This window comes from Rhizobium sp. WW_1, from assembly GCF_003610155.1.
GTDB classification, from domain to species: domain Bacteria; phylum Pseudomonadota; class Alphaproteobacteria; order Rhizobiales; family Rhizobiaceae; genus Rhizobium; species Rhizobium tropici_A.
The window spans coordinates 38,199-55,650 of record NZ_RAIN01000006.1 but is presented as its reverse complement, the minus strand read 5'-3'; the positions used below and the strand labels follow the sequence as shown (position 1 = coordinate 55,650).

The window sequence follows — 17,452 nt, the reverse complement described above, 5'->3', positions numbered from 1 at the left end:
CGCTGCGTCAGACGCAGCGCTCCCCAGCTCTCTCTACCTCGCTCGTAAAAGCCTCACATGCGAGCACTGCACGCCGTCCTCATCCAGATCGACGCTGAAGGACCAGTGTCCGGAGCTCAATTCCGCCTATAGCTGCTGCCTATCGTCATAATGCGGCTCGCGCCCATCCAGAAATCCAAGATCGCGCTTGAGCCTGTCCGGCATCTCATCGAGATCCAGATGCGGTGACGGCTCCGCATGCTTGACGAAAATCTGCGCGAACGACTCCAGAAGACGTGCCAGAACCGTCGGCTTGACCGCATTCACTGGCTCGACGACATAGCAATCCATGACAACACCTCAATTCAATCAACGATATGATTTGCAGTTTGTCGCGAAAAATGCTGGAATTCCAATCGAACTATCGTCTGCATACATAAAGAGAACTTATCCATGAAGCTCTCAAAGCGCTTCCCTTTGAATGCGCTCCGCGTCTTCGAAGCCGCCGCCCGGCTCAACAGTTTTACGCGGGCGGGTGACGAACTCGGCATGACGCAGACGGCGGTCAGCTATCAGATCAAGCTGCTGGAAGAGACGGTCGGGGAGCCGCTGTTCCTGCGTCGGCCACGACAGGTCCTGTTGACGGAAGCGGGAGAGCAGCTGGCGCCGAAAGTGGCGGAAGCCTTCGCCATGCTGCAGGAAGCGATGGCCTCGATCAGCGGCGATGCAGAGACCACGCTGCACATTCACTCGACCCCGACCTTCGCCTCGCAATGGCTGGCCCGTCATCTCGGTTCGTTTCAGCTCAAGCATCCCAAGATCGCGGTCCGGCTCGATACATCAGGCTCGATCATCGATTTTGCCCGGGAGCCGTCCGATATCGCCCTTCGCGCCGGACGCGGCCAATGGCCCGGTCTGCGCGCGCATCTGTTGATGAAGGTCTATTTCACACCGATGTTGAGCCCGGCTCTAGCGGAAACGATCGGCGGCATACACGAGCCGACCGATCTCCTGAAGCTCCGCATTATCGATGCCGGCGACCCCTGGTGGGTTCAGTGGTTCAAGGACGCCGGCATTGACGATCCCGGCCTCCAGGGGAGGCCGCGCAGCCGGCTGGGAGCGCAGTCTTTCGAGGCCAGCGCCGCGATTGCCGGCCAAGGCGTTGCCGTCCTGACGCCGGAATTCTACGCCGACGATCTGGCATCAGGCCGACTGATCCAGCCCTTCGATATCCTTTCGTCCGATGGCACCGACTATTGGGTCGCCTATCCGGAAAACAGGCGCCAGACGCCACGCATTCGCGCGTTCAGGGACTGGATACTGGGCGAATTCGGCATGCCGCTCGAATAGCGGCGTTTATCCGCAGCCGCGTGAAGACAAAGGAATAGACTGGCTTAGGCTCGATTGTTCCGATGCTCAATCGGACATGTCGGGCGCATAGAAACAGCGCGGCGTATTCTCATCCGGAAACAGACAAAGGTGATAGGCCCCATCCGGGGAGTGCATCGCCTTGCTCTGCGGCAGGGTAAAGATATGCGCGTGCGTTATGTAGCGATGGTCGCCGGGATTGAGCGTCACCCGATAACCGCCGGGCACGATCGTCACCGTGCGCGACGGGATCATCTCGCAATCGCCGGTCGTGCTGTCGCCATTGCAACAATAGGGATCATAGGACCATCCGGAGGGCGCATCATGCGCCAGGGCGGCGGCTGCGGACAGGAGGAAGAACACGAACGTCAGAATACCACGCATGGGCAATTCTCCGTCGAAGGATAGACGGCCGCCGCGGACACGGCCCGCTCCAAGCAGCCGAGGGCGCTTTAATAAAACCGCCATGATCTGATCTAATGCGGCTTGAGCGCCAGACAAGACCGTGGCTTTTTGCTCGCATGGCAAACTCTCCCCTTCCCTCCGCCTTCAACATTTTGCAAGGTGCTGAGTGGGACGAAGAAGAGGGAAACTGAATGTATGAATACGCCATAGCGTGGGAATGGCTGGCCTTTGCCGTGCGCTGGTTCCACGTCATCACCGCCATTGCCTGGATCGGTTCGTCCTTCTACTTCATCGCGCTCGACCTCGGGCTGGTGAAGCGCCCGCATCTCCCGCCCGGCGCCTATGGCGAGGAGTGGCAGGTCCACGGCGGCGGCTTCTATCACATCCAGAAATACCTCGTGGCGCCGGCGCAGATGCCCGAGCATCTGACCTGGTTCAAATACGAAAGCTACTTCACCTGGATTTCCGGCTTCCTGATGCTGTGCATCGTCTATTACGGCGGCGCCGATCTTTTCCTCATCGACCGGCATGTACTCGACGTCAGCGTTCCCGTCGCGATCCTGATTTCGCTGGCCTCGCTCGCCGGGGGCTGGATCGTCTACGACCTGCTCTGCAAGTCCCCGCTCGGCAACAACACCTGGGGGCTGATGATCGTGCTTTACGCCGTCCTGGTCTTCATGGCCTGGGGCTACACACATCTTTTTACCGGCCGCGCCGCCTTCTTGCATCTCGGCGCCTTCACCGCGACGATCATGTCGGCCAATGTCTTCATGATCATCATTCCCAACCAGAAAATCGTTGTCGCAGACCTCATTGCCGGCCGCACGCCCGACCCTAAATACGGCCGCATCGCCAAGCAACGCTCGCTGCACAACAACTACCTGACGCTGCCTGTCATCTTCTTCATGCTGTCGAACCACTATCCGCTGGCTTTCGGCACCGCATATAATTGGGTGATTGCGGCGCTGGTCTTCCTCATGGGGGTCACCATCCGTCACTGGTTCAACACGACGCATGCCCGCAAGGGTCATCCAACCTGGACCTGGATCGTCACCGTCGTCCTCTTCATCATCATCATATGGCTTTCGACCGTTCCGAAGGTGCTGACCGGCGAGAAGGAAGCCAATGCGGTGGCGCCCGCCTTCCAGCAATTCGCCTCGGATGTGCATTTCTCCTCCGTCAGAGAGATAGTGACGACACGCTGCACGATGTGCCATTCGGCCGAGCCCGTCTATGTGGGGATTGTCCGGCCGCCAAAGGGCGTCGTGCTGGAAAACGACGCGGAAATCGCTATGCATGCCCGTGAGATCTATATCCAGGCCGGCCGCAGCCATGCCATGCCACCCGGCAACGTCACCGACGTCACGCCTGAGGAGCGCAAATTGCTGGTCGCCTGGTTCGAAAGCTCGATCGGAGAAAAGAGCCAATGACGACCCTTCTGCGCGGCCGACTGCTGTCCTTCAAGCGCCTGCCGCAAAGCCTCGACGATACCGACAGCTATGCCTATGAAAGCGATGGCGGCTTGCTGATCGAGAACGGCATGATCGCCGCAACCGGCCCCTATGCCGATATCAAGGCGCGCGCACCGGAAGGTGTCACCGAGATCGACCATCGCCCGCATCTGATACTGCCCGGTTTCATCGACATGCACCTGCATTTCCCGCAAATGCAGGTGATCGCCTCCTATGCCGCCAACCTGTTGGAATGGCTGAACACCTATACTTTCCCCGAGGAGTGCCGCTTTGTCGAAAGCGCCCATGCCGAGCGCATCGCCAGACATTTCTATGACGAGATGATCCGCCACGGCACGACGACCGCCGTCGCCTATTGCTCTGTGCACAAGACCTCCGCCGACGCCTATTTCGCCGAAGCCATGCGACGCAACATGCGCATGGTCGGCGGCAAGGTGATGATGGATCGCCATGCGCCGCAGGGCCTGCTCGACACGCCGGAGATGGGCTATGACGAAACCCGCCAGGTGATAAGGGATTGGCACGGCAAGGGCCGCAACCACGTCGCCATCACCCCGCGCTTCGCCATCACCTCGACACCGGCGCAGATGGAAGCGACGGCCGCGCTTGCCCGCGAATTCCCGGACCTGCACATCCAGACGCATCTTTCCGAAAACGACGACGAGATCACCTTTACCTGCGAGCTCTATCCGGAAGCGATCGACTACACCGATATCTATGCGCGCTACGGGCTGCTTGGCCCCAAGAGCCTGTTCGGCCATGCGATCCACCTCTCCGAGCGCGAGGCCGATGCCATGAGCGAGGCCGGCGCCGTTGCCGTGCATTGCCCGACCTCGAACCTCTTCCTCGGCTCTGGCCTCTTCCCGCTGAAGGCGCTGGCACGCCGCGAAAAGCCTGTCCGCATCGGTGTCGCCACCGATATCGGCGGCGGCTCCAGCTATTCCATGCTGCGCACCATGGATGAGGCCTACAAGATACAGCAGCTGCTGGGCGAGCGGTTAAACCCACTGGAAAGCTATTACTACATGACGCGCGGCAACGCCGAATCCCTTTCCCTCGTCGACAAGATCGGCACCCTCGACACCGGCACCGAAGCCGACCTCATCGTCCTCAATGCCGCCGCGACACCGGCCATGGCGCTGAAGATGGAGGTGACGAAGAGCCTCACCGAAGAGCTGTTTTTGCTGCAGACTATGGGCGACGACCGCGCCGTCGTTGAAACCTATGTCGCGGGAAAGCCAATGAAATCGACCCTGCAATAAGGCAATCCGAACCCGCCGCCATGTAACCATCCAGAAGGCAGACAGCCATGACCGCGCCGCTTACCATCGCCGAATTGAAGACGCTTGCGCAGCGGCGCGTACCGAAAATGTTCTTCCAATATGCGGATTCCGGCTCATGGACGGAATCGACCTATCAGGCGAACGAGGCTGACTTCGCCAAGATCAAGCTGCGCCAGCGCGTGCTGGTCGACATGTCCGACCGATCGCTGGCAACCACCATGGTTGGTCAGAAGGCTTCCATGCCCGTGGCGCTGGCGCCGACCGGCCTCACCGGCATGCAGCACGCCGATGGCGAGATGCTGGCGGCGCGCGCGGCCGAGGAATTCGGCATTCCCTTCACGCTCTCGACGATGAGCATCTGCTCGATCGAGGACATTGCCTCGGTGACAAAGCAGCCCTTCTGGTTCCAGCTCTATGTCATGAAGGACCGCGACTTCGTCCTCAATCTGATCCAGCGCGCCAAGGCGGCGAAATGCTCGGCACTGGTGCTGACGGCCGACCTGCAGATCCTCGGCCAGCGTCATAACGATATCCGCAACGGGCTGTCCGCGCCGCCGAAAATGACGGTGAAGAATCTCTGGCAGATGGCGATACGACCGACCTGGTGCATGGAGATGCTGAAAACCAAGCGTCATTCCTTCGGCAATATCATCGGTCATGCCAAGGATATTTCCGACATGACGACGCTGTCGCATTGGACGCATTCGCAGTTCGACCCCAAACTCTCGTGGAGCGATGTCGCCTGGATCAAGGAGCAATGGAGCGGCCCGCTGATCATCAAGGGCATCCTCGACGTCGAGGATGCGAAGGCGGCTGTCGATACCGGCGCCGATGCCATCGTCGTCTCCAATCACGGCGGACGGCAGCTCGACGGCGCCCATTCCTCCATCAGCATGCTGCCCCAGATCGTCGATGCGGTCGGAGACAGGATCGAAGTGCATATGGATGGCGGCATCCGTTCAGGACAGGATGTGCTGAAGGCCGTAGCGCTCGGCGCCAAGGGCACTTTCATCGGCCGCCCCTTCCTCTATGGCCTGGGAGCCATGGGCAAGGAAGGCGTGACGCTCGCGCTCGACATCATCCGCAAGGAGCTGGATGTTTCCATGGCGCTCTGCGGCAAGCGGGATATCAAGGCCGTGGATCGGTCGATCCTGGCAGATTTCTAGCGCGGTTCAGCTTTTCACGGAATCTCCGAACCGCTCTATCTCTTTGTGATCCAGCAATTCCGGAGGAAAAACCGCTACGCACTTTTCCTGGAATTGCTCTAGCGCAGCCAGCCCGTCGCCAGGCCGCTCGCCCACTCCTCGCGGCCTTTCTGCGCCGCAAGCTCCGCCATCGCCATGTGATCGTAGGCGACTTGCCGGAAGGCCGGCAGCCAATGATCCCCGACTTTCTCCAGAATGGCGTAGGAGGCGAAGGGATGACCGGCTTCCACCTTGTGATAATGGGGCAGATCGTCATCATAGGCCGGGCAGCCGACGCTGCCGGGATTGACGATCAGGCGGCCGTCCGAAAGTCTTACGGCACGCGGAATATGGGTATGCCCGCACAGGATCAGCGGAAAATCGATGCCGGCCGCCAGTGCCTCGATCTCTTCCAGAGGCTTCAAATGGACATAACCATCTACAGAGACGGATTCGAGCCAATAGACGTTATCGTCAGTCGGCGTCGCGTGGCATAGATAGACTTCATCCAGGTAATTCGCGCTGAAGGGTAATCCGCGCAGCCATTCGAGATGACGGTCCGTCAGTTCGGAATGCGCGGCCCGATCGGAAACATGCATCGCCTCCGGCGCCCGCTCGATCAAATAGCGGTCGTGATTGCCGCGCACCGTCAAGGCATCTAGCCCAAGCAAGACTTCCGCCGTCTTTCCCGCCGTCAGCGGCCCGCTGAAACAATCACCCAGATTGACGATCGCGGTGACACCCTGCTTGCGGATATCCGCCAGCACCGCTTCGAGCGCAAGATGATTGCCGTGAACGTCAGCGATGGCGGCGAAACGCAAGTCTCAGCTCCCGCGATAGGTGGAGTAGCCGTAGGGCGAAATCAGCAGCGGCACATGATAATGCGCCGTCGTATCGGCGATACCGAAACGGATCGGCACGAGATCGAGGAAAGCCGGCTCGGGCAACTTGGCGCCGCTGGCACGCAGATAGTCTCCGGCGCGGAACAGCAGCTCATAGGTGCCGGCGACGAAGCTGTCGCCGATCAGGATGGGACCGCCATCCACACGCCCGTCGGAATTGGTCGTGACCGTCTTCAAATGCGTGCGGGAATCGCCCTCGATCCTAAAGAGATCGATGACCAGGCCCTCGGCCGGCTTGCCGAGAGCGGTGTCAAGCACGTGGGTGGTCAGTCCGGTCATGGCGTCGGTGCTCCGATGATGAAGGGCGTATCGAAGAAATATTCTTCCAGATTGTTTCCTGGCCCGTCGCGATCGACGATAAGGAAATCGCTCTGCTCGTCCAGCGCCATCAGCGGAAAATGCCAGACGTTGACCCGGTAGTTTACGCCCTGGTCCCCGCGCGCCAGAAAGACCTGCGGCCGGCCCGGCTTGCCGCCCTCATCCTTCGCGACCACAACGAGGAACGGCCGGCCATTCAGCGGCACGAAACACTGGCTGCCGAACGGATGGCGCTCCATCATGTCGATCGGGAAGGGAAAGGCACGCGGCTGGCCGCGAAACAGGTTCAGGATAACCCGCGCCCCGTCACCGGCAGCCTCGGCGTTGGACAGCGCATGAAAGCGCTCCGTCGTACCGCCATTGATGTATCGCATCGTCGCGGGATCGGCCTCGATGATATCGCCGAACGGCTCGAATGCGGCCTTTGTCAAAGGATTGATGTCTAAATGCTGTGTCATTGAATGATCATTCGCCTTCCGCTCGCCAATGGCGAATGGAGTCCAGTTGCAGGAGCAACTCCGGAAGAGATTTGTGGGCGATATCCCATAGGGTCGTCAACTCGATGTCGACATACCCTTGCGCAATCCGATTCCGGAAGTCACGCATCACATGCCAAGGCAATTCCGGATGGTCAACGACAAACTCCGGATATTCTTCCGCAATGCGCGAAGCGACCTCGCCGATCAGCATCAGATTCATGCCGACGGCGCGCTGCTTCTCGACATTTTTGGAAAAGGCGGCCTGATCGATTTCCCGAAGGAAGTGACCGGTTTCGGAGGCAGCCCGCTGCATGCGCTCAAGGTAGGTGATCAGCCGGTCCAGGCTCATGCCGGCTTCCTTTCACCGGCAATACCCGATCTCTTTGCTGCGACGCATCCTTCGGCGTCACTGGTCACCCGACCGCTTCTATCTCTGTCCAATGCTTTTCACAGCCTCATGGCTTGGTGTTCGACCAAGTGGATACTAAGCCATGAACGAATCGAAAAATAGCACGCACGTCAACGGGGAAACCCATGCGGGGGTCCGCATGGAGAAGATGGTGGCCCAAGGGCCACGCATCAGGCTTCGGGCAGCATGGACTGGAGACGCAACAGGGCGATCTTCTCGACCTGGGCGGCGGCCGTCGCAAACTCCGCATCCCGGCCGTTGTCTATCCGGGTCTCGAAGGCGGCGAGAATATCGTCCTTGCCGAGTCCCTTGACCGCGATAATGAAGGGAAAGCCGAATTTCGTGACATAGGCGGCATTGAGTTCGGTGAACCGGGCATGCTCCTCCGGGCTCAATCGATCGAGCCCGGCGCCGGCCTGCTCCTTGCGGCTGTCCTCGGTCAGCTCGCCGGCAATCGCCAGGCGACCGGCGAGATCCGGGTGCGCCTGCAGCACACCGAGCCGCTCCGCCTCGCTGGCGGCGCGGAAGACCCGCACCAAGGCGGCATGGACTCCACCGGAAGTCAAAGGTTCGGCAGCACCGGCCGCATCATAGGCCCGCTCGGCAACGAAAGGCGAATGTTCGAAGACGCCGCCGAAGCGGCCGACAAAATCGTCCCGCGAGATCATGTCAGCGCGCGCCTCCGGGAAGGTGATTCTCATACCAGTGGTTGGCGATCTCGACGCGCCGGGGAACCCAGACCTTGTCGTGCTTCAGCACATATTCGATGAACCGCCGAAGAGCCGCAGCACGGCCGGGACGGCCGACGAGACGGCAATGCAGGCCTACGGACATCATCTTCGGGCTACCCTGCTTGCCTTCTTCATAGAGCGTGTCGAAGGCATCCTTGAGATAGGTGAAGAACTGGTCGCCGGAGTTGAAGCCTTGCGGCGTCGCAAAGCGCATGTCGTTGGTTTCGAGCGTATAGGGGATGATCAGGAACGGCTTGCCGTTCAGACCGTCGACCCAGAACGGCAGATCGTCGGCATAAGAGTCGGAAGAATAGAGGAAACCGCCCTCCTCCATGACCAGCCGCAACGTGTTGTCGGATGGCTTGCCCTGGTACATGCCGTAGGGCCGCTCGCCCGTCAGTTCCGTGTGCAACCGCACTGCTTCGAGAATGTGCTTGCGCTCCAGATCCTCGGAAAAATCCTTGTATTCCAGCCAGCGATAGCCGTGGCTGGCAATTTCCCAGCCGGCTTCCTTCATCGCGGCAACCGCTTCCGGGTTGCGGGCCATGGCGAGCGTCACGCCATAAACCGTCGCCTGCACCTTGAGTTCGGTGAACATGCGCCACAGCCGCCAGAAGCCGGCGCGCGAACCATATTCGTAGATCGATTCCATGTTGAGATTGCGCTGGTTCGGCCAGGAAGCCGCACCCACGATCTCGGACAGCAGGTTCTCAGAGGCAGCATCGCCATCGAGAATGCAGCTTTCCCCGCCCTCTTCGTAGTTGATGACGAATTGCACCGCGACGCGGGCGTCGCCCGGCCATTTCGGGTCCGGAGTATTGCGGCCGTAGCCGATGAGATTGCGGGGATAGATTTCCGACATTGAAGCACCTTCTCTGATCGGGGAACGGTAGCACCCATGCCTAGAAAGTCGAGACGGAAACTGGGAAAATCACTTTCGCTTCAAAGCGGGGTATTGGCGCGAACGCCGTCCGCTAATCTAGGCGATCTTTCGCGCGCTTACCTTTCCCATCGGATGCAGCGAATGCACCCGGAAGGGACCGCCGGCCCCATCTTCCATCATCAGGGCGATGTTGGAAACGGGAACAGGCGCGGCCAGAGCCGGCTCGAAGAAATCGCGCAACGCGCGCTCCATGCGTGGCATGTCGCCGGGGCTCACGGTCCCCGTCAGCATCATCTGGAAGCGATATTCGTCCATCACATGCGGATAGCCCCAACGATGCAGATTGGCGAATTGCGTTGCCGAGAGGCCATCCGGGTCGATGCGTTCGATTTCCGCCTCGCTCAGCGGAGCCCGGTATTGATCGAAGGTCTGCACCAGCGATGCCGCAAGAAAATGCATCTGTTGGCTCGGAGCGGAGGGAACCAGGCCGAGGGCGCCGCCAAGCCGCGCAACCTCAAGCCTTGGAATCTCGAAAGGGGCAATCGTGCCTGAAAATCGCATCAGGTCGCGCAGCAGCCCTGCCTCGGACATGCCTTCGGCAAGCCGGAACGGCGCCTTCAGCAGGCCCATGAAACCATAGCGGCGCGGGACAGCGGTGTAGAAGGCAATCTCGTGGATGCCCAGCCCGCGGATTGCGGGCGGCTCGACCATCTCGCCCGAATAGACATTCCGGCCCAGCCAATTTGCCGCCACAAGCGTCAGCGGATCGCTCGCAGACGGCGTGAAGCAAATGGCGTAGCGCATAAAATCTCCTCCAGGGCGCAACATCAGGCGGCCCGAACCGGCACCGATGGCCAAGGAGATAGGTGATTTGCGTGACAGATTGACGACCCGAAAGAGGCGTAGAGTCACGATTTATGTGATATGACTGAAATATGACTTGCTAAAGTGAAAGTCCGCGGCAACTTGAAGCAACCGGCCACATCCGCTGCCTCTCGCACGGCCGCCTCCGCCAGCCGATGCGCCAGGCCGAAACTCACCTTGAAACCGCCGGTCAATGCAATCAGCGACGGATGATCGGGATGCGCGCCCACCATCGGATCGCGGTCCACGGCCTTCGGGCGCAAGCCAGCCCAGCGTTCCACCACCTCGGCACCGGCCAGAGCCGGCGCCATGGCGCGTGCGGCGGCGAGCAGATCGTCAAGCTGACCATCCGTCGATAGCGGATCTTCAAACCGGTTCTCGCTGGTGCTCCCCACAGCGACCAATCCGTTCTCGTGCGGAACGATATAAAGACCGTCGCGGAAGATAACCGGAAGGCCGCCGTCCACATCGGCCTTCAGCATGGCCGCCTGCCCCTTGACCGACTGGCCGAGCGAGGATTTGCGGCCTTCCGTGAGCGCGTCGAGGATTGGAAACGAACGATGACCGGCGGCAAGGATGCAACGTCCGAAGCGAATGTCACCATCCTTTGTCCGTGCAAGGCCACGCTCAGGATCTACGCCGTCGATGGCAACGCCCTCGGCGATCCGAACATGTCGCGCCCCCGCTAGAAATTTGCAGAGCACCTTCAGCAGAGCACGGGGCGCGACACGCGCCGCCAGCGTGTCGTACACAAAGCCGCTTTCGGCGAGTGAAGGCTCGATCCAACCTTCGACGGGTGCCGCATCGAGGACATGCCAGTGAAACCGCCGCTCCCCATGCCGCCAGTGCACATCGGCATCCTCGGAATGACCGAGCGCGATCTGCCTCAGATGCGGCTTTGGCAATGGAATGAGCCGACCGGCGCGACGGTAGCCCGCGGAAAGACCGGTCTCCGCCTCAAGCGCCGCAACTTCCTCTTCCAATGCAATGAGCGCATCGAACTGAAACTGCTTCTTGTCGGACCACTTGTCCGGCATGTGCGGCATCAGCGCGCCCAGCAGACCGCCGCTCGCCCCCTGCCCGAAACGGCCGGCTTCGACAAGCAATGCCTGGATACCGAGGCGCTCGGCATGAACAGCCGCCCAAAGTCCCATGATCCCGCCACCGACGATCAGCAGATCGACAGACGATTGACCGGCAGGTCTCAGAGGATTATCGGCTCTTTCCATGACAGATCCAGTTTCCGATCGGACCGACCAGTCCGAAACCAGTGCGGCAAGCCCGGAGCTCGAATGGCGCGACGGCGATATGCCCTATTCGACCGCCTTTGGCGACCATTTTTATTGCCAGACGGACGGCCGGCTGGAATGCGGCCACGTCTTCCTGGCCGGCAACGGCCTGCCCGAGCGTTGGCGGGGGCGACAGAATTTCCTCATCGGCGAACTCGGCTTCGGCACGGGCCTGAACTTCTGCGAGACATGGCGCCAATGGCGGCAGCTGGCCGTCCCCGGTTCGCAGCTGCATTTCATGTCCTTCGAACTCTATCCGATGCGCGCCGAAGAGATCGACCGCGCGCTCTCGCACTGGCCCGAAATCGATAGCGAGCGCCGCGCACTTGCTGCTGCCTGGCCGGATAATCCGCAAGATGTCGTGTCATTGCAACTCGACGCGAACACACGCCTCAGCGTCGTCTGCGGCCCGGCTCTCGAAGGCGTCAACCGCGCCGCGCCGGGCTTCGATGCCTGGTATCTCGATGGCTTCGCGCCCTCGCGCAATGCCGACATGTGGTCGCCGGAGCTGATGCAGACTCTATACGGCAAGACCGTTCCGGGAGGCACGTTTGCGACTTATGCAGCGGCCGGCTTCGTGCGGCGAAACCTGCAGGCAGCCGGATTTGCCGTGGAGCGGCGCAAGGGCTTTGCCGGCAAGCGGGAAATGCTCTGCGGCATCAAGTCGGCCTGAAGTGGGAGCCTGCCTGCGAGGCCGGAAGACAATTGTTGCGAGGCTCAGATCAGCTCGCCAAGATGCTGGCGAACCCAATTGGCCTCCTCCGAGGCCGTTCGCCGGAAATGTCGTTTGAAATCCCTGCTGAACTGGGCGGGACTGGCATAACCGACCGATACCGCCACCTCGGCAATCGTCCTGTCCTGACGGGCGATCATCAGCCGCGCCTCGTGGAGCCGCATCGCCTTCACATATTGTATCGGACTGCTGCCGGTCAGGGCCTTGAAATGGACGTGGTAGGAGGGAACACTCATCCCTGCCTCACGCGCCAGCGCGGCAACCGAAACCTCGGAACTGTAGGTTTCGCGCAACCGGGCGAGGCTTTGCACGATCTTCCCGGAAACGCCCTGCTGTTGAAGCGCTGAGATCATCGCACCGCCTTGCGGGCCGACGAGAACCCGGTAGTGCAGCTCGCGCAGGATGCCTGCACCCAGAACCGCAAGCTCGACGGGATCGCGTAATGCCCGCAGCAGGCGGAGTACGACATCCTCGATCATCTGCTCCATCCTGCTCGATATCAGGCTTCTCACCTCGCCGACCGCTGGTTCGGACTGCCTCGCTCCCACTTCCGAGGCGATCTCGGCAGCCATCAACATGTCGAACTCGACATAGACGGCAAGCAAAGGACGTTCTGCGCTGGCTGAGGATTCCATACGAAATGGAACGGGCACCGATACGGCCAGATAGTGCTTCTCGTCATAAAGATAGATCTCGCCTTCAAGCATGCCCTGCTTTCGGCCTTGCAGGACGAATACCGCACCCGGCTTGTAGAGCACGGGGACATCATGAAGAACCACCTCGGTCCTCAGAATGCGGACCCCGGCGAGCGCGGTGGGATTGTATCCCTGACCCGGCGCAAGAAGTCCCGCCAGCTCCACCAGCTCTCGGCGTTTCGACCCTTCGCTCCTCTGCTTCATAGGATTTGGCAAAGAATTCATAGTTTTCGCAATCGTCGACGATAGTTTCAAAGATTATCGGTCATGGGCAACGATCAATCAAGCAGAGAACACCAATCATGTCACAGAAGACCTTCTTCATCACCGGAGCGAATTCCGGCTTCGGTTTCGCCATCGCAGCCGCCGCTAGCCATCAGGGTCACAGGGTTATAGGCACCGTCCGCTCGGAACAGTCGCGGGCAGCTTTTGAAGAGCGCTTGCCGACGGCGCGATCCGTCCTATGCGACGTAACCGAGTTCGATAGGATCGCGGACGTCGTTCGACAGGTCGAAGAGGAGCATGGCCCCGTCGATGTGCTGATCAACAATGCCGGTTACGGCCACGAGGGAATCCTCGAGGAATCGTCTATCGAGGAGATGCGCCGTCAGTTCGACGTCAACGTCTTCGGTGCCGTGGCGGTCGCCAAGGCCTTTCTGCCGCGCTTCCGTGAAAGACGCAGAGGATTCATCGTCAACGTCACCTCGATGGGCGGCATGATCACCATGCCCGGCATCGCCTATTATTGCGGCAGCAAATTCGCCCTTCAGGGCATTTCGGAGGTGATGCGGGCGGAGATGGCGCCATTCGGCGTTCGGGTCACTGCCCTCTGCCCAGGCTCCTTCCGGACCGACTGGGCCGGACGTTCGATGATCCGGACCGAGCGATCGATCGCAGACTACGACACCCTGTTTGATCCGATCCGGCAGGCAAGGCAGTCCAAAAGCGGCAAGCAACTCGGCGATCCCGACAAGCTCGCCGCCGCCGTTCTGGGCCTCATCGAATCCGACGCCCCTCCGCCGCAGCTTCTGCTTGGCAGCGACGCTCTTGAACTCGTGTCAGACAGGATCGAGCACCTGAAGCAGGAAATCGAAGCATGGAAATCCGTTACCGTCTCGACCGACGGCTGAACCCTAGCTTTTGGAACGATCGGCCCGGAAAACGGTATCGCCGAGATAGCGCTGGATCTTCGCCTCAAGAAGCTCTGGACTGATCGGCTTCGACATGCAGTCGTCCATGCCCGACTGCATGCACGTGATGCGATCCACATCCAGCGCCTGCGCCGTGACCCCGACGACGGGCACATGCCGCCCTTGCCCGGCTTGCGCCTCAAGCTGCCGGATCATGCGTGTCGCCTGATGGCCGTTCATGACAGGCATCGACACATCCATGAGGATCAGCGACGGCCGCAACTGACGCCATGCGTCGACGGCCGCCTGGCCGTTTTCCACGACGAGGAACCGCAGACCGGTCGCCTGCAGGATCTGCGTGAAGACGATCTGGTTCACGTCATTGTCCTCGGCGACGAGGACGTCGATGGCGTGACCGGTTTTGGCGGAGGTTATCTGGTCGGTGGCTTCGATCGCAGCCGCGGCTTCCGCTTCGATCGGCAACTGCCGTTCGGCGGCGGCCGATTGTCCGCCGGGTTTCTTCCGCCGCGATGCTCGCACGACATCGATGATCGTGCTGCGCAAGGCATTGGCACGAATGGGCTTCATCAAATGCGCCTGACCGCTGACGACAGCGAATTCCTTGTCGCAACCGGCAGCATCCATCGACGTCAGGAACACGATCGGCAATGCAGCGAAACGCGGATCGGCACGCACGGCGCTCGCGACCTGATAGCCATTCATGCCGGACATGCTGTAGTCGACGATGATCGCATCGACCGATACGCCCATGTCGAAAGCAGCATCCAGAATGGCGAGTGCGGTCTCGCCGTCCTCGGCCACATGCCCGTCGAAGCCCCATTGCGCCAATTGTTCGGTCAGGATGCGCCGATGGATCGCATCGTCTTCGACGATCAGGACACGGGCGTTTCTGACATTTTCAGGCAGTTCCGTGCCCTTGCCGCGCGCGGCAACCAGCGGCATCGGCAAATGGACCGTGAAGACCGACCCCTGGCCCCATTCGCTCTCCACCGACAGCGAACCGCCGAAAAGATCGACGAGACCATCCGTGATCGCGAGGCCAAGGCCGGAGCCTTCGAGGCGCCGCGCGAAGGAAGAATCCGCCAGCGAGAATTTGTCGAAGATCGTATCGAGCTTCTCGTCGGGAATGCCGATACCGGTATCTTCGACGCGCAGCACGAGCAATATGCTGTCATCCGCTGCCGACTGGCTATCCAGCTCTACCAGCACATGACCCCGCTCGGTGAACTTGATCGCATTGCCGACCAGATTGGTCACGATCTGCCTGAAGCGGCCCGCATCGCCGAGAACCCCTGCCGGCACGCCAGGCGCGATGCGCATCATCAACTCGACATTCTTTTCCGATGCGGCGGCGGCCAGCAAGGTCACGATATCTTCGACGGCCTCGGCCGGATCGAACGCCATCTTGCGCAGATGCATTTCGCCGCTGTCGATGCGGGAGAAATCGAGGATATCGTTGATGATGGTCAGCAACGCATTGCCCGACTTGACGATGATATCGACGAAAGTCTTCTGTCGGGCATCGAGATCCGTCTTGCCAAGTAGTTCCGCCATGCCGAGCACGCCATTCATCGGCGTGCGGATTTCATGGCTCATATGGGTGAGAAATTCGGATTTCGCCCGATCGGCTGCGTTGCTGCGCGCCAGAAGCAGCTGCAGATCCGCCTCCCGCTCCTTCATCTCGGTGACGTCGCTCAACACCACCATCCAGCGGCGATGCTCGCCGATCGCGCCATCGAGCTGCATCCAGCGATCACCGATGATCTGGAACACACAGGAGATCGGCTTGCCTGCCGCGATGCTTTCCCGCCATGACGTCCGGACGGCCTCGAAATCCTCGCCGAAATCGCCACGTTCAGCGCAATAGTCGAACGCCGCGGACCAGTCCATGCCGGTCTCAAGAAGTTCCGCCGGCAGCTTCAACATCTCCTTGAGCCGATCATTGGCCAGCATGATCGCACCGTCCTGGACGATGAGCAGACCTTGGGACATGGCCTGCATGGCATCGGCCATGAGCTCGCCGAGACGCTCCAGCGCGAGCCGGGTCTCGGTGATCTCCTGGGATTGCTGCCTGACAGAAGAAATATCCGTATAGGACATCAATGTCCGGCCGTTGGAAATCCGGCGGGCATCGATGATGACGGATTTGCCGTCGGCAAAATTCACTTCCGTCTGCAGATGCTCGCCCGCCTTGCGCAGCGCTGCCAGACGCGCCTGATAAATATCGTCGATGCTGCGGCCGTCGGAACCGAAGCGTGCCAGTTCGAAGTGCTTGGCTATGAGATCACGATAGGGCCGCCCCTCGAAGCGATCGTCCTTCGAGAATTCCCAGATATCGTAGAAGGCGTCATTCAGGTATTCGACGATGTAGTCGCTGTTGTGGATCAAGACACCGATCGGCATCGAGCGAAGGATGTTGTCGAGATCGTCGTGAAGTGCTTCGGCGCGGACTTGCGAATCGATCAGCTGCATTTCCCGCTGCTTCAGCGCCGACGTATCGGTTACGGAACCGATCGCATAATGCTTGCCGTCTACGGTCGTCGCTCGGTTGAGGCGAATCTTGACGGGACGCTTCGCCTGGTTCCGATTGACGATTTCGCTTTCGAATTCGTACGCGCGTCCTTCCCGCAGCACGGCTTCGTTTTCCGCGAAGAATTCGTCAGCGCCAACGTCGAACGTTTCATGCTCGGTTCTTCCGAGCATTTCTTCACGATCGAGCCCAATGATCGCGGCGTGGGCGGCATTGGAGTAAATCAATCGATGGTCGGCATCACGCACGAAGGTGGCGACCGGCAGATCCTCCAGAACGCTGCGGAAAAACTCTGTCTCGTCCGCATCCCGCCGACCTGTCTCGACAGCGAAGGTGTCGCGTGCCACGGTCGGCGCCGTAAGAAACATGCCGAAGATATAGACCCTGTCTTCCGAGGGTGAAAAGCTCTCGATCTGGATGCGCGAACGCTGGAGGCCGGACGGATCGAAGCAGAGCGCAATCTCTTCCGAGCCGAAGACCAGGGCACGGCGTTCCCTGTCCTCTCTGTCGGCGCTCTCGCCGGCTTCAAGGAGATCATGGCTGCGATTGCCGATGAAATCGGAAATGTCGTGCCCGAAAAAACGCGCATAGGCGTCGTTGACCGCGACGTAACGAAGCTCGCTGTTCTTGATGTAGGCGGGCCTATCCAGACTGGCGATCCGGCGGCACACTATGTCAAGCAGTTCACCGTCCAGGGTCAAACGGAGCCTCTCTTCTCACCGCGCATGACAGTTCATGAAACGACGCTCTACCATGATTGGCTTTAACAAGGCGTTA

At 60.4% G+C, this 17,452-nt stretch carries 18 protein-coding genes; 6 read left to right on the top strand and 12 right to left on the bottom strand.

The window, feature by feature from the left end:
- Positions 1-126 precede the first annotated feature (126 nt).
- Entirely contained in the window at positions 127-330 is a 204-nt protein-coding gene (locus BJ928_RS18335) for a hypothetical protein (RefSeq protein WP_047632246.1), read from the bottom strand.
- Positions 331-432: 102 nt separating this feature from the next.
- On the opposite strand from BJ928_RS18335, the gene BJ928_RS18330 reads away from it, so the two are divergent.
- A complete protein-coding gene (locus tag BJ928_RS18330; RefSeq protein ID WP_047632247.1) occupies positions 433-1,329 on the top strand; it encodes a LysR substrate-binding domain-containing protein in 897 nt (298 codons plus the stop codon).
- 66 nt (positions 1,330-1,395) lie between these two features.
- On the opposite strand, the gene BJ928_RS18325 is transcribed toward BJ928_RS18330, so the two are convergent.
- On the bottom strand, positions 1,396-1,731 hold the full coding sequence (locus BJ928_RS18325) for a hypothetical protein (RefSeq protein WP_047632250.1): 336 nt from the start codon (positions 1,729-1,731) through the stop codon (positions 1,396-1,398).
- A 212-nt stretch (positions 1,732-1,943) separates the two neighbouring features.
- On the opposite strand from BJ928_RS18325, the gene BJ928_RS18320 reads away from it, so the two are divergent.
- From BJ928_RS18320 to BJ928_RS18310, 3 genes are read left to right on the top strand one after another with little or no spacing between them, the layout of a single operon-like run.
- A complete protein-coding gene (locus tag BJ928_RS18320) occupies positions 1,944-3,182 on the top strand; it encodes a urate hydroxylase PuuD (RefSeq protein WP_047632251.1) in 1,239 nt (412 codons plus the stop codon).
- Entirely contained in the window at positions 3,179-4,486 is a 1,308-nt protein-coding gene (gene guaD, locus BJ928_RS18315) for a guanine deaminase (RefSeq protein ID WP_047632253.1), read from the top strand. The genes BJ928_RS18320 and guaD overlap by 4 nt, the downstream gene beginning before the upstream one ends.
- A gap of 47 nt (positions 4,487-4,533) precedes the next feature.
- The gene (locus BJ928_RS18310; RefSeq protein ID WP_047632255.1) at positions 4,534-5,673 is read left to right on the top strand and encodes an alpha-hydroxy acid oxidase; all 1,140 of its coding nucleotides are present in this window, start codon (positions 4,534-4,536) and stop codon (positions 5,671-5,673) included.
- Positions 5,674-5,771: 98 nt separating this feature from the next.
- Here BJ928_RS18310 and BJ928_RS18300 read toward each other — a convergent pair whose 3' ends face one another.
- The 8 genes from BJ928_RS18300 to BJ928_RS18265 all read right to left on the bottom strand — a co-directional run bounded on the left by BJ928_RS18300 (position 5,772) and on the right by BJ928_RS18265 (position 11,506).
- Positions 5,772-6,512: a metallophosphoesterase family protein gene (locus BJ928_RS18300; RefSeq protein ID WP_047632256.1), complete on the bottom strand. Its 741-nt coding sequence runs from the start codon at positions 6,510-6,512 to the stop codon at positions 5,772-5,774.
- 3 nt (positions 6,513-6,515) lie between these two features.
- Positions 6,516-6,872: a hydroxyisourate hydrolase gene (gene uraH / locus BJ928_RS18295; RefSeq protein WP_047632257.1), complete on the bottom strand. Its 357-nt coding sequence runs from the start codon at positions 6,870-6,872 to the stop codon at positions 6,516-6,518.
- On the bottom strand, positions 6,869-7,369 hold the full coding sequence (locus BJ928_RS18290; protein WP_047632259.1) for an ureidoglycolate lyase: 501 nt from the start codon (positions 7,367-7,369) through the stop codon (positions 6,869-6,871). The genes uraH and BJ928_RS18290 overlap by 4 nt, the downstream gene beginning before the upstream one ends.
- Before the next feature lie 7 nt (positions 7,370-7,376).
- Positions 7,377-7,739: a HepT-like ribonuclease domain-containing protein gene (locus BJ928_RS18285; protein ID WP_047632261.1), complete on the bottom strand. Its 363-nt coding sequence runs from the start codon at positions 7,737-7,739 to the stop codon at positions 7,377-7,379.
- A gap of 230 nt (positions 7,740-7,969) precedes the next feature.
- Positions 7,970-8,467 (bottom strand): 2-oxo-4-hydroxy-4-carboxy-5-ureidoimidazoline decarboxylase, encoded by a 498-nt coding sequence (uraD, locus tag BJ928_RS18280; protein WP_047632263.1) that lies wholly within the window; start codon positions 8,465-8,467, stop codon positions 7,970-7,972.
- A 1-nt stretch (position 8,468) separates the two neighbouring features.
- Entirely contained in the window at positions 8,469-9,392 is a 924-nt protein-coding gene (gene puuE, locus BJ928_RS18275; protein ID WP_047632265.1) for an allantoinase PuuE, read from the bottom strand.
- 117 nt (positions 9,393-9,509) lie between these two features.
- Positions 9,510-10,217: a DUF1045 domain-containing protein gene (locus BJ928_RS18270; RefSeq protein ID WP_047632266.1), complete on the bottom strand. Its 708-nt coding sequence runs from the start codon at positions 10,215-10,217 to the stop codon at positions 9,510-9,512.
- Between the two features lie 104 nt (positions 10,218-10,321).
- Positions 10,322-11,506, bottom strand: coding sequence for an FAD-binding oxidoreductase (locus BJ928_RS18265; RefSeq protein ID WP_047632268.1), 1,185 nt, complete (start codon positions 11,504-11,506; stop codon positions 10,322-10,324).
- On the opposite strand from BJ928_RS18265, the gene mnmD reads away from it, so the two are divergent.
- On the top strand, positions 11,505-12,239 hold the full coding sequence (gene mnmD / locus BJ928_RS18260; RefSeq protein WP_047632271.1) for a tRNA (5-methylaminomethyl-2-thiouridine)(34)-methyltransferase MnmD: 735 nt from the start codon (positions 11,505-11,507) through the stop codon (positions 12,237-12,239). The two genes, BJ928_RS18265 and mnmD, sit on opposite strands and share 2 nt — an antisense overlap.
- 44 nt (positions 12,240-12,283) lie before the next feature.
- On the opposite strand, the gene BJ928_RS18255 is transcribed toward mnmD, so the two are convergent.
- A complete protein-coding gene (locus BJ928_RS18255; protein WP_047632274.1) occupies positions 12,284-13,219 on the bottom strand; it encodes an AraC family transcriptional regulator in 936 nt (311 codons plus the stop codon).
- A gap of 77 nt (positions 13,220-13,296) precedes the next feature.
- Here BJ928_RS18255 and BJ928_RS18250 point away from each other — a divergent pair, with 77 nt between their 5' ends.
- The gene (locus BJ928_RS18250) at positions 13,297-14,124 is read left to right on the top strand and encodes an oxidoreductase (protein WP_047632275.1); all 828 of its coding nucleotides are present in this window, start codon (positions 13,297-13,299) and stop codon (positions 14,122-14,124) included.
- 3 nt (positions 14,125-14,127) lie between these two features.
- Here the strand turns inward: BJ928_RS18250 and BJ928_RS18245 are convergent, their stop codons facing one another.
- The gene (locus tag BJ928_RS18245; protein WP_047632277.1) at positions 14,128-17,376 is read right to left on the bottom strand and encodes a response regulator; all 3,249 of its coding nucleotides are present in this window, start codon (positions 17,374-17,376) and stop codon (positions 14,128-14,130) included.
- Positions 17,377-17,452: the final 76 nt, after the last annotated feature.

Coding starts and splice junctions, on each gene's coding strand:
- BJ928_RS18335 (WP_047632246.1), bottom strand. CDS start 330: ATGGATTGCTATGTCGTCGAGCCAGTGAATGCGGTCAAGCCGACGGTT.
- BJ928_RS18330 (WP_047632247.1), top strand. CDS start 433: ATGAAGCTCTCAAAGCGCTTCCCTTTGAATGCGCTCCGCGTCTTCGAA.
- BJ928_RS18325 (WP_047632250.1), bottom strand. CDS start 1,731: ATGCGTGGTATTCTGACGTTCGTGTTCTTCCTCCTGTCCGCAGCCGCC.
- BJ928_RS18320 (WP_047632251.1), top strand. CDS start 1,944: ATGTATGAATACGCCATAGCGTGGGAATGGCTGGCCTTTGCCGTGCGC.
- guaD (WP_047632253.1), top strand. CDS start 3,179: ATGACGACCCTTCTGCGCGGCCGACTGCTGTCCTTCAAGCGCCTGCCG.
- BJ928_RS18310 (WP_047632255.1), top strand. CDS start 4,534: ATGACCGCGCCGCTTACCATCGCCGAATTGAAGACGCTTGCGCAGCGG.
- uraH (WP_047632257.1), bottom strand. CDS start 6,872: ATGACCGGACTGACCACCCACGTGCTTGACACCGCTCTCGGCAAGCCG.
- BJ928_RS18290 (WP_047632259.1), bottom strand. CDS start 7,369: ATGACACAGCATTTAGACATCAATCCTTTGACAAAGGCCGCATTCGAG.
- BJ928_RS18285 (WP_047632261.1), bottom strand. CDS start 7,739: ATGAGCCTGGACCGGCTGATCACCTACCTTGAGCGCATGCAGCGGGCT.
- uraD (WP_047632263.1), bottom strand. CDS start 8,467: ATGATCTCGCGGGACGATTTTGTCGGCCGCTTCGGCGGCGTCTTCGAA.
- puuE (WP_047632265.1), bottom strand. CDS start 9,392: ATGTCGGAAATCTATCCCCGCAATCTCATCGGCTACGGCCGCAATACT.
- BJ928_RS18270 (WP_047632266.1), bottom strand. CDS start 10,217: ATGCGCTACGCCATTTGCTTCACGCCGTCTGCGAGCGATCCGCTGACG.
- mnmD (WP_047632271.1), top strand. CDS start 11,505: ATGACAGATCCAGTTTCCGATCGGACCGACCAGTCCGAAACCAGTGCG.
- BJ928_RS18265 (WP_047632268.1), bottom strand. CDS start 11,506: ATGGAAAGAGCCGATAATCCTCTGAGACCTGCCGGTCAATCGTCTGTC.
- BJ928_RS18255 (WP_047632274.1), bottom strand. CDS start 13,219: ATGAATTCTTTGCCAAATCCTATGAAGCAGAGGAGCGAAGGGTCGAAA.
- BJ928_RS18250 (WP_047632275.1), top strand. CDS start 13,297: ATGTCACAGAAGACCTTCTTCATCACCGGAGCGAATTCCGGCTTCGGT.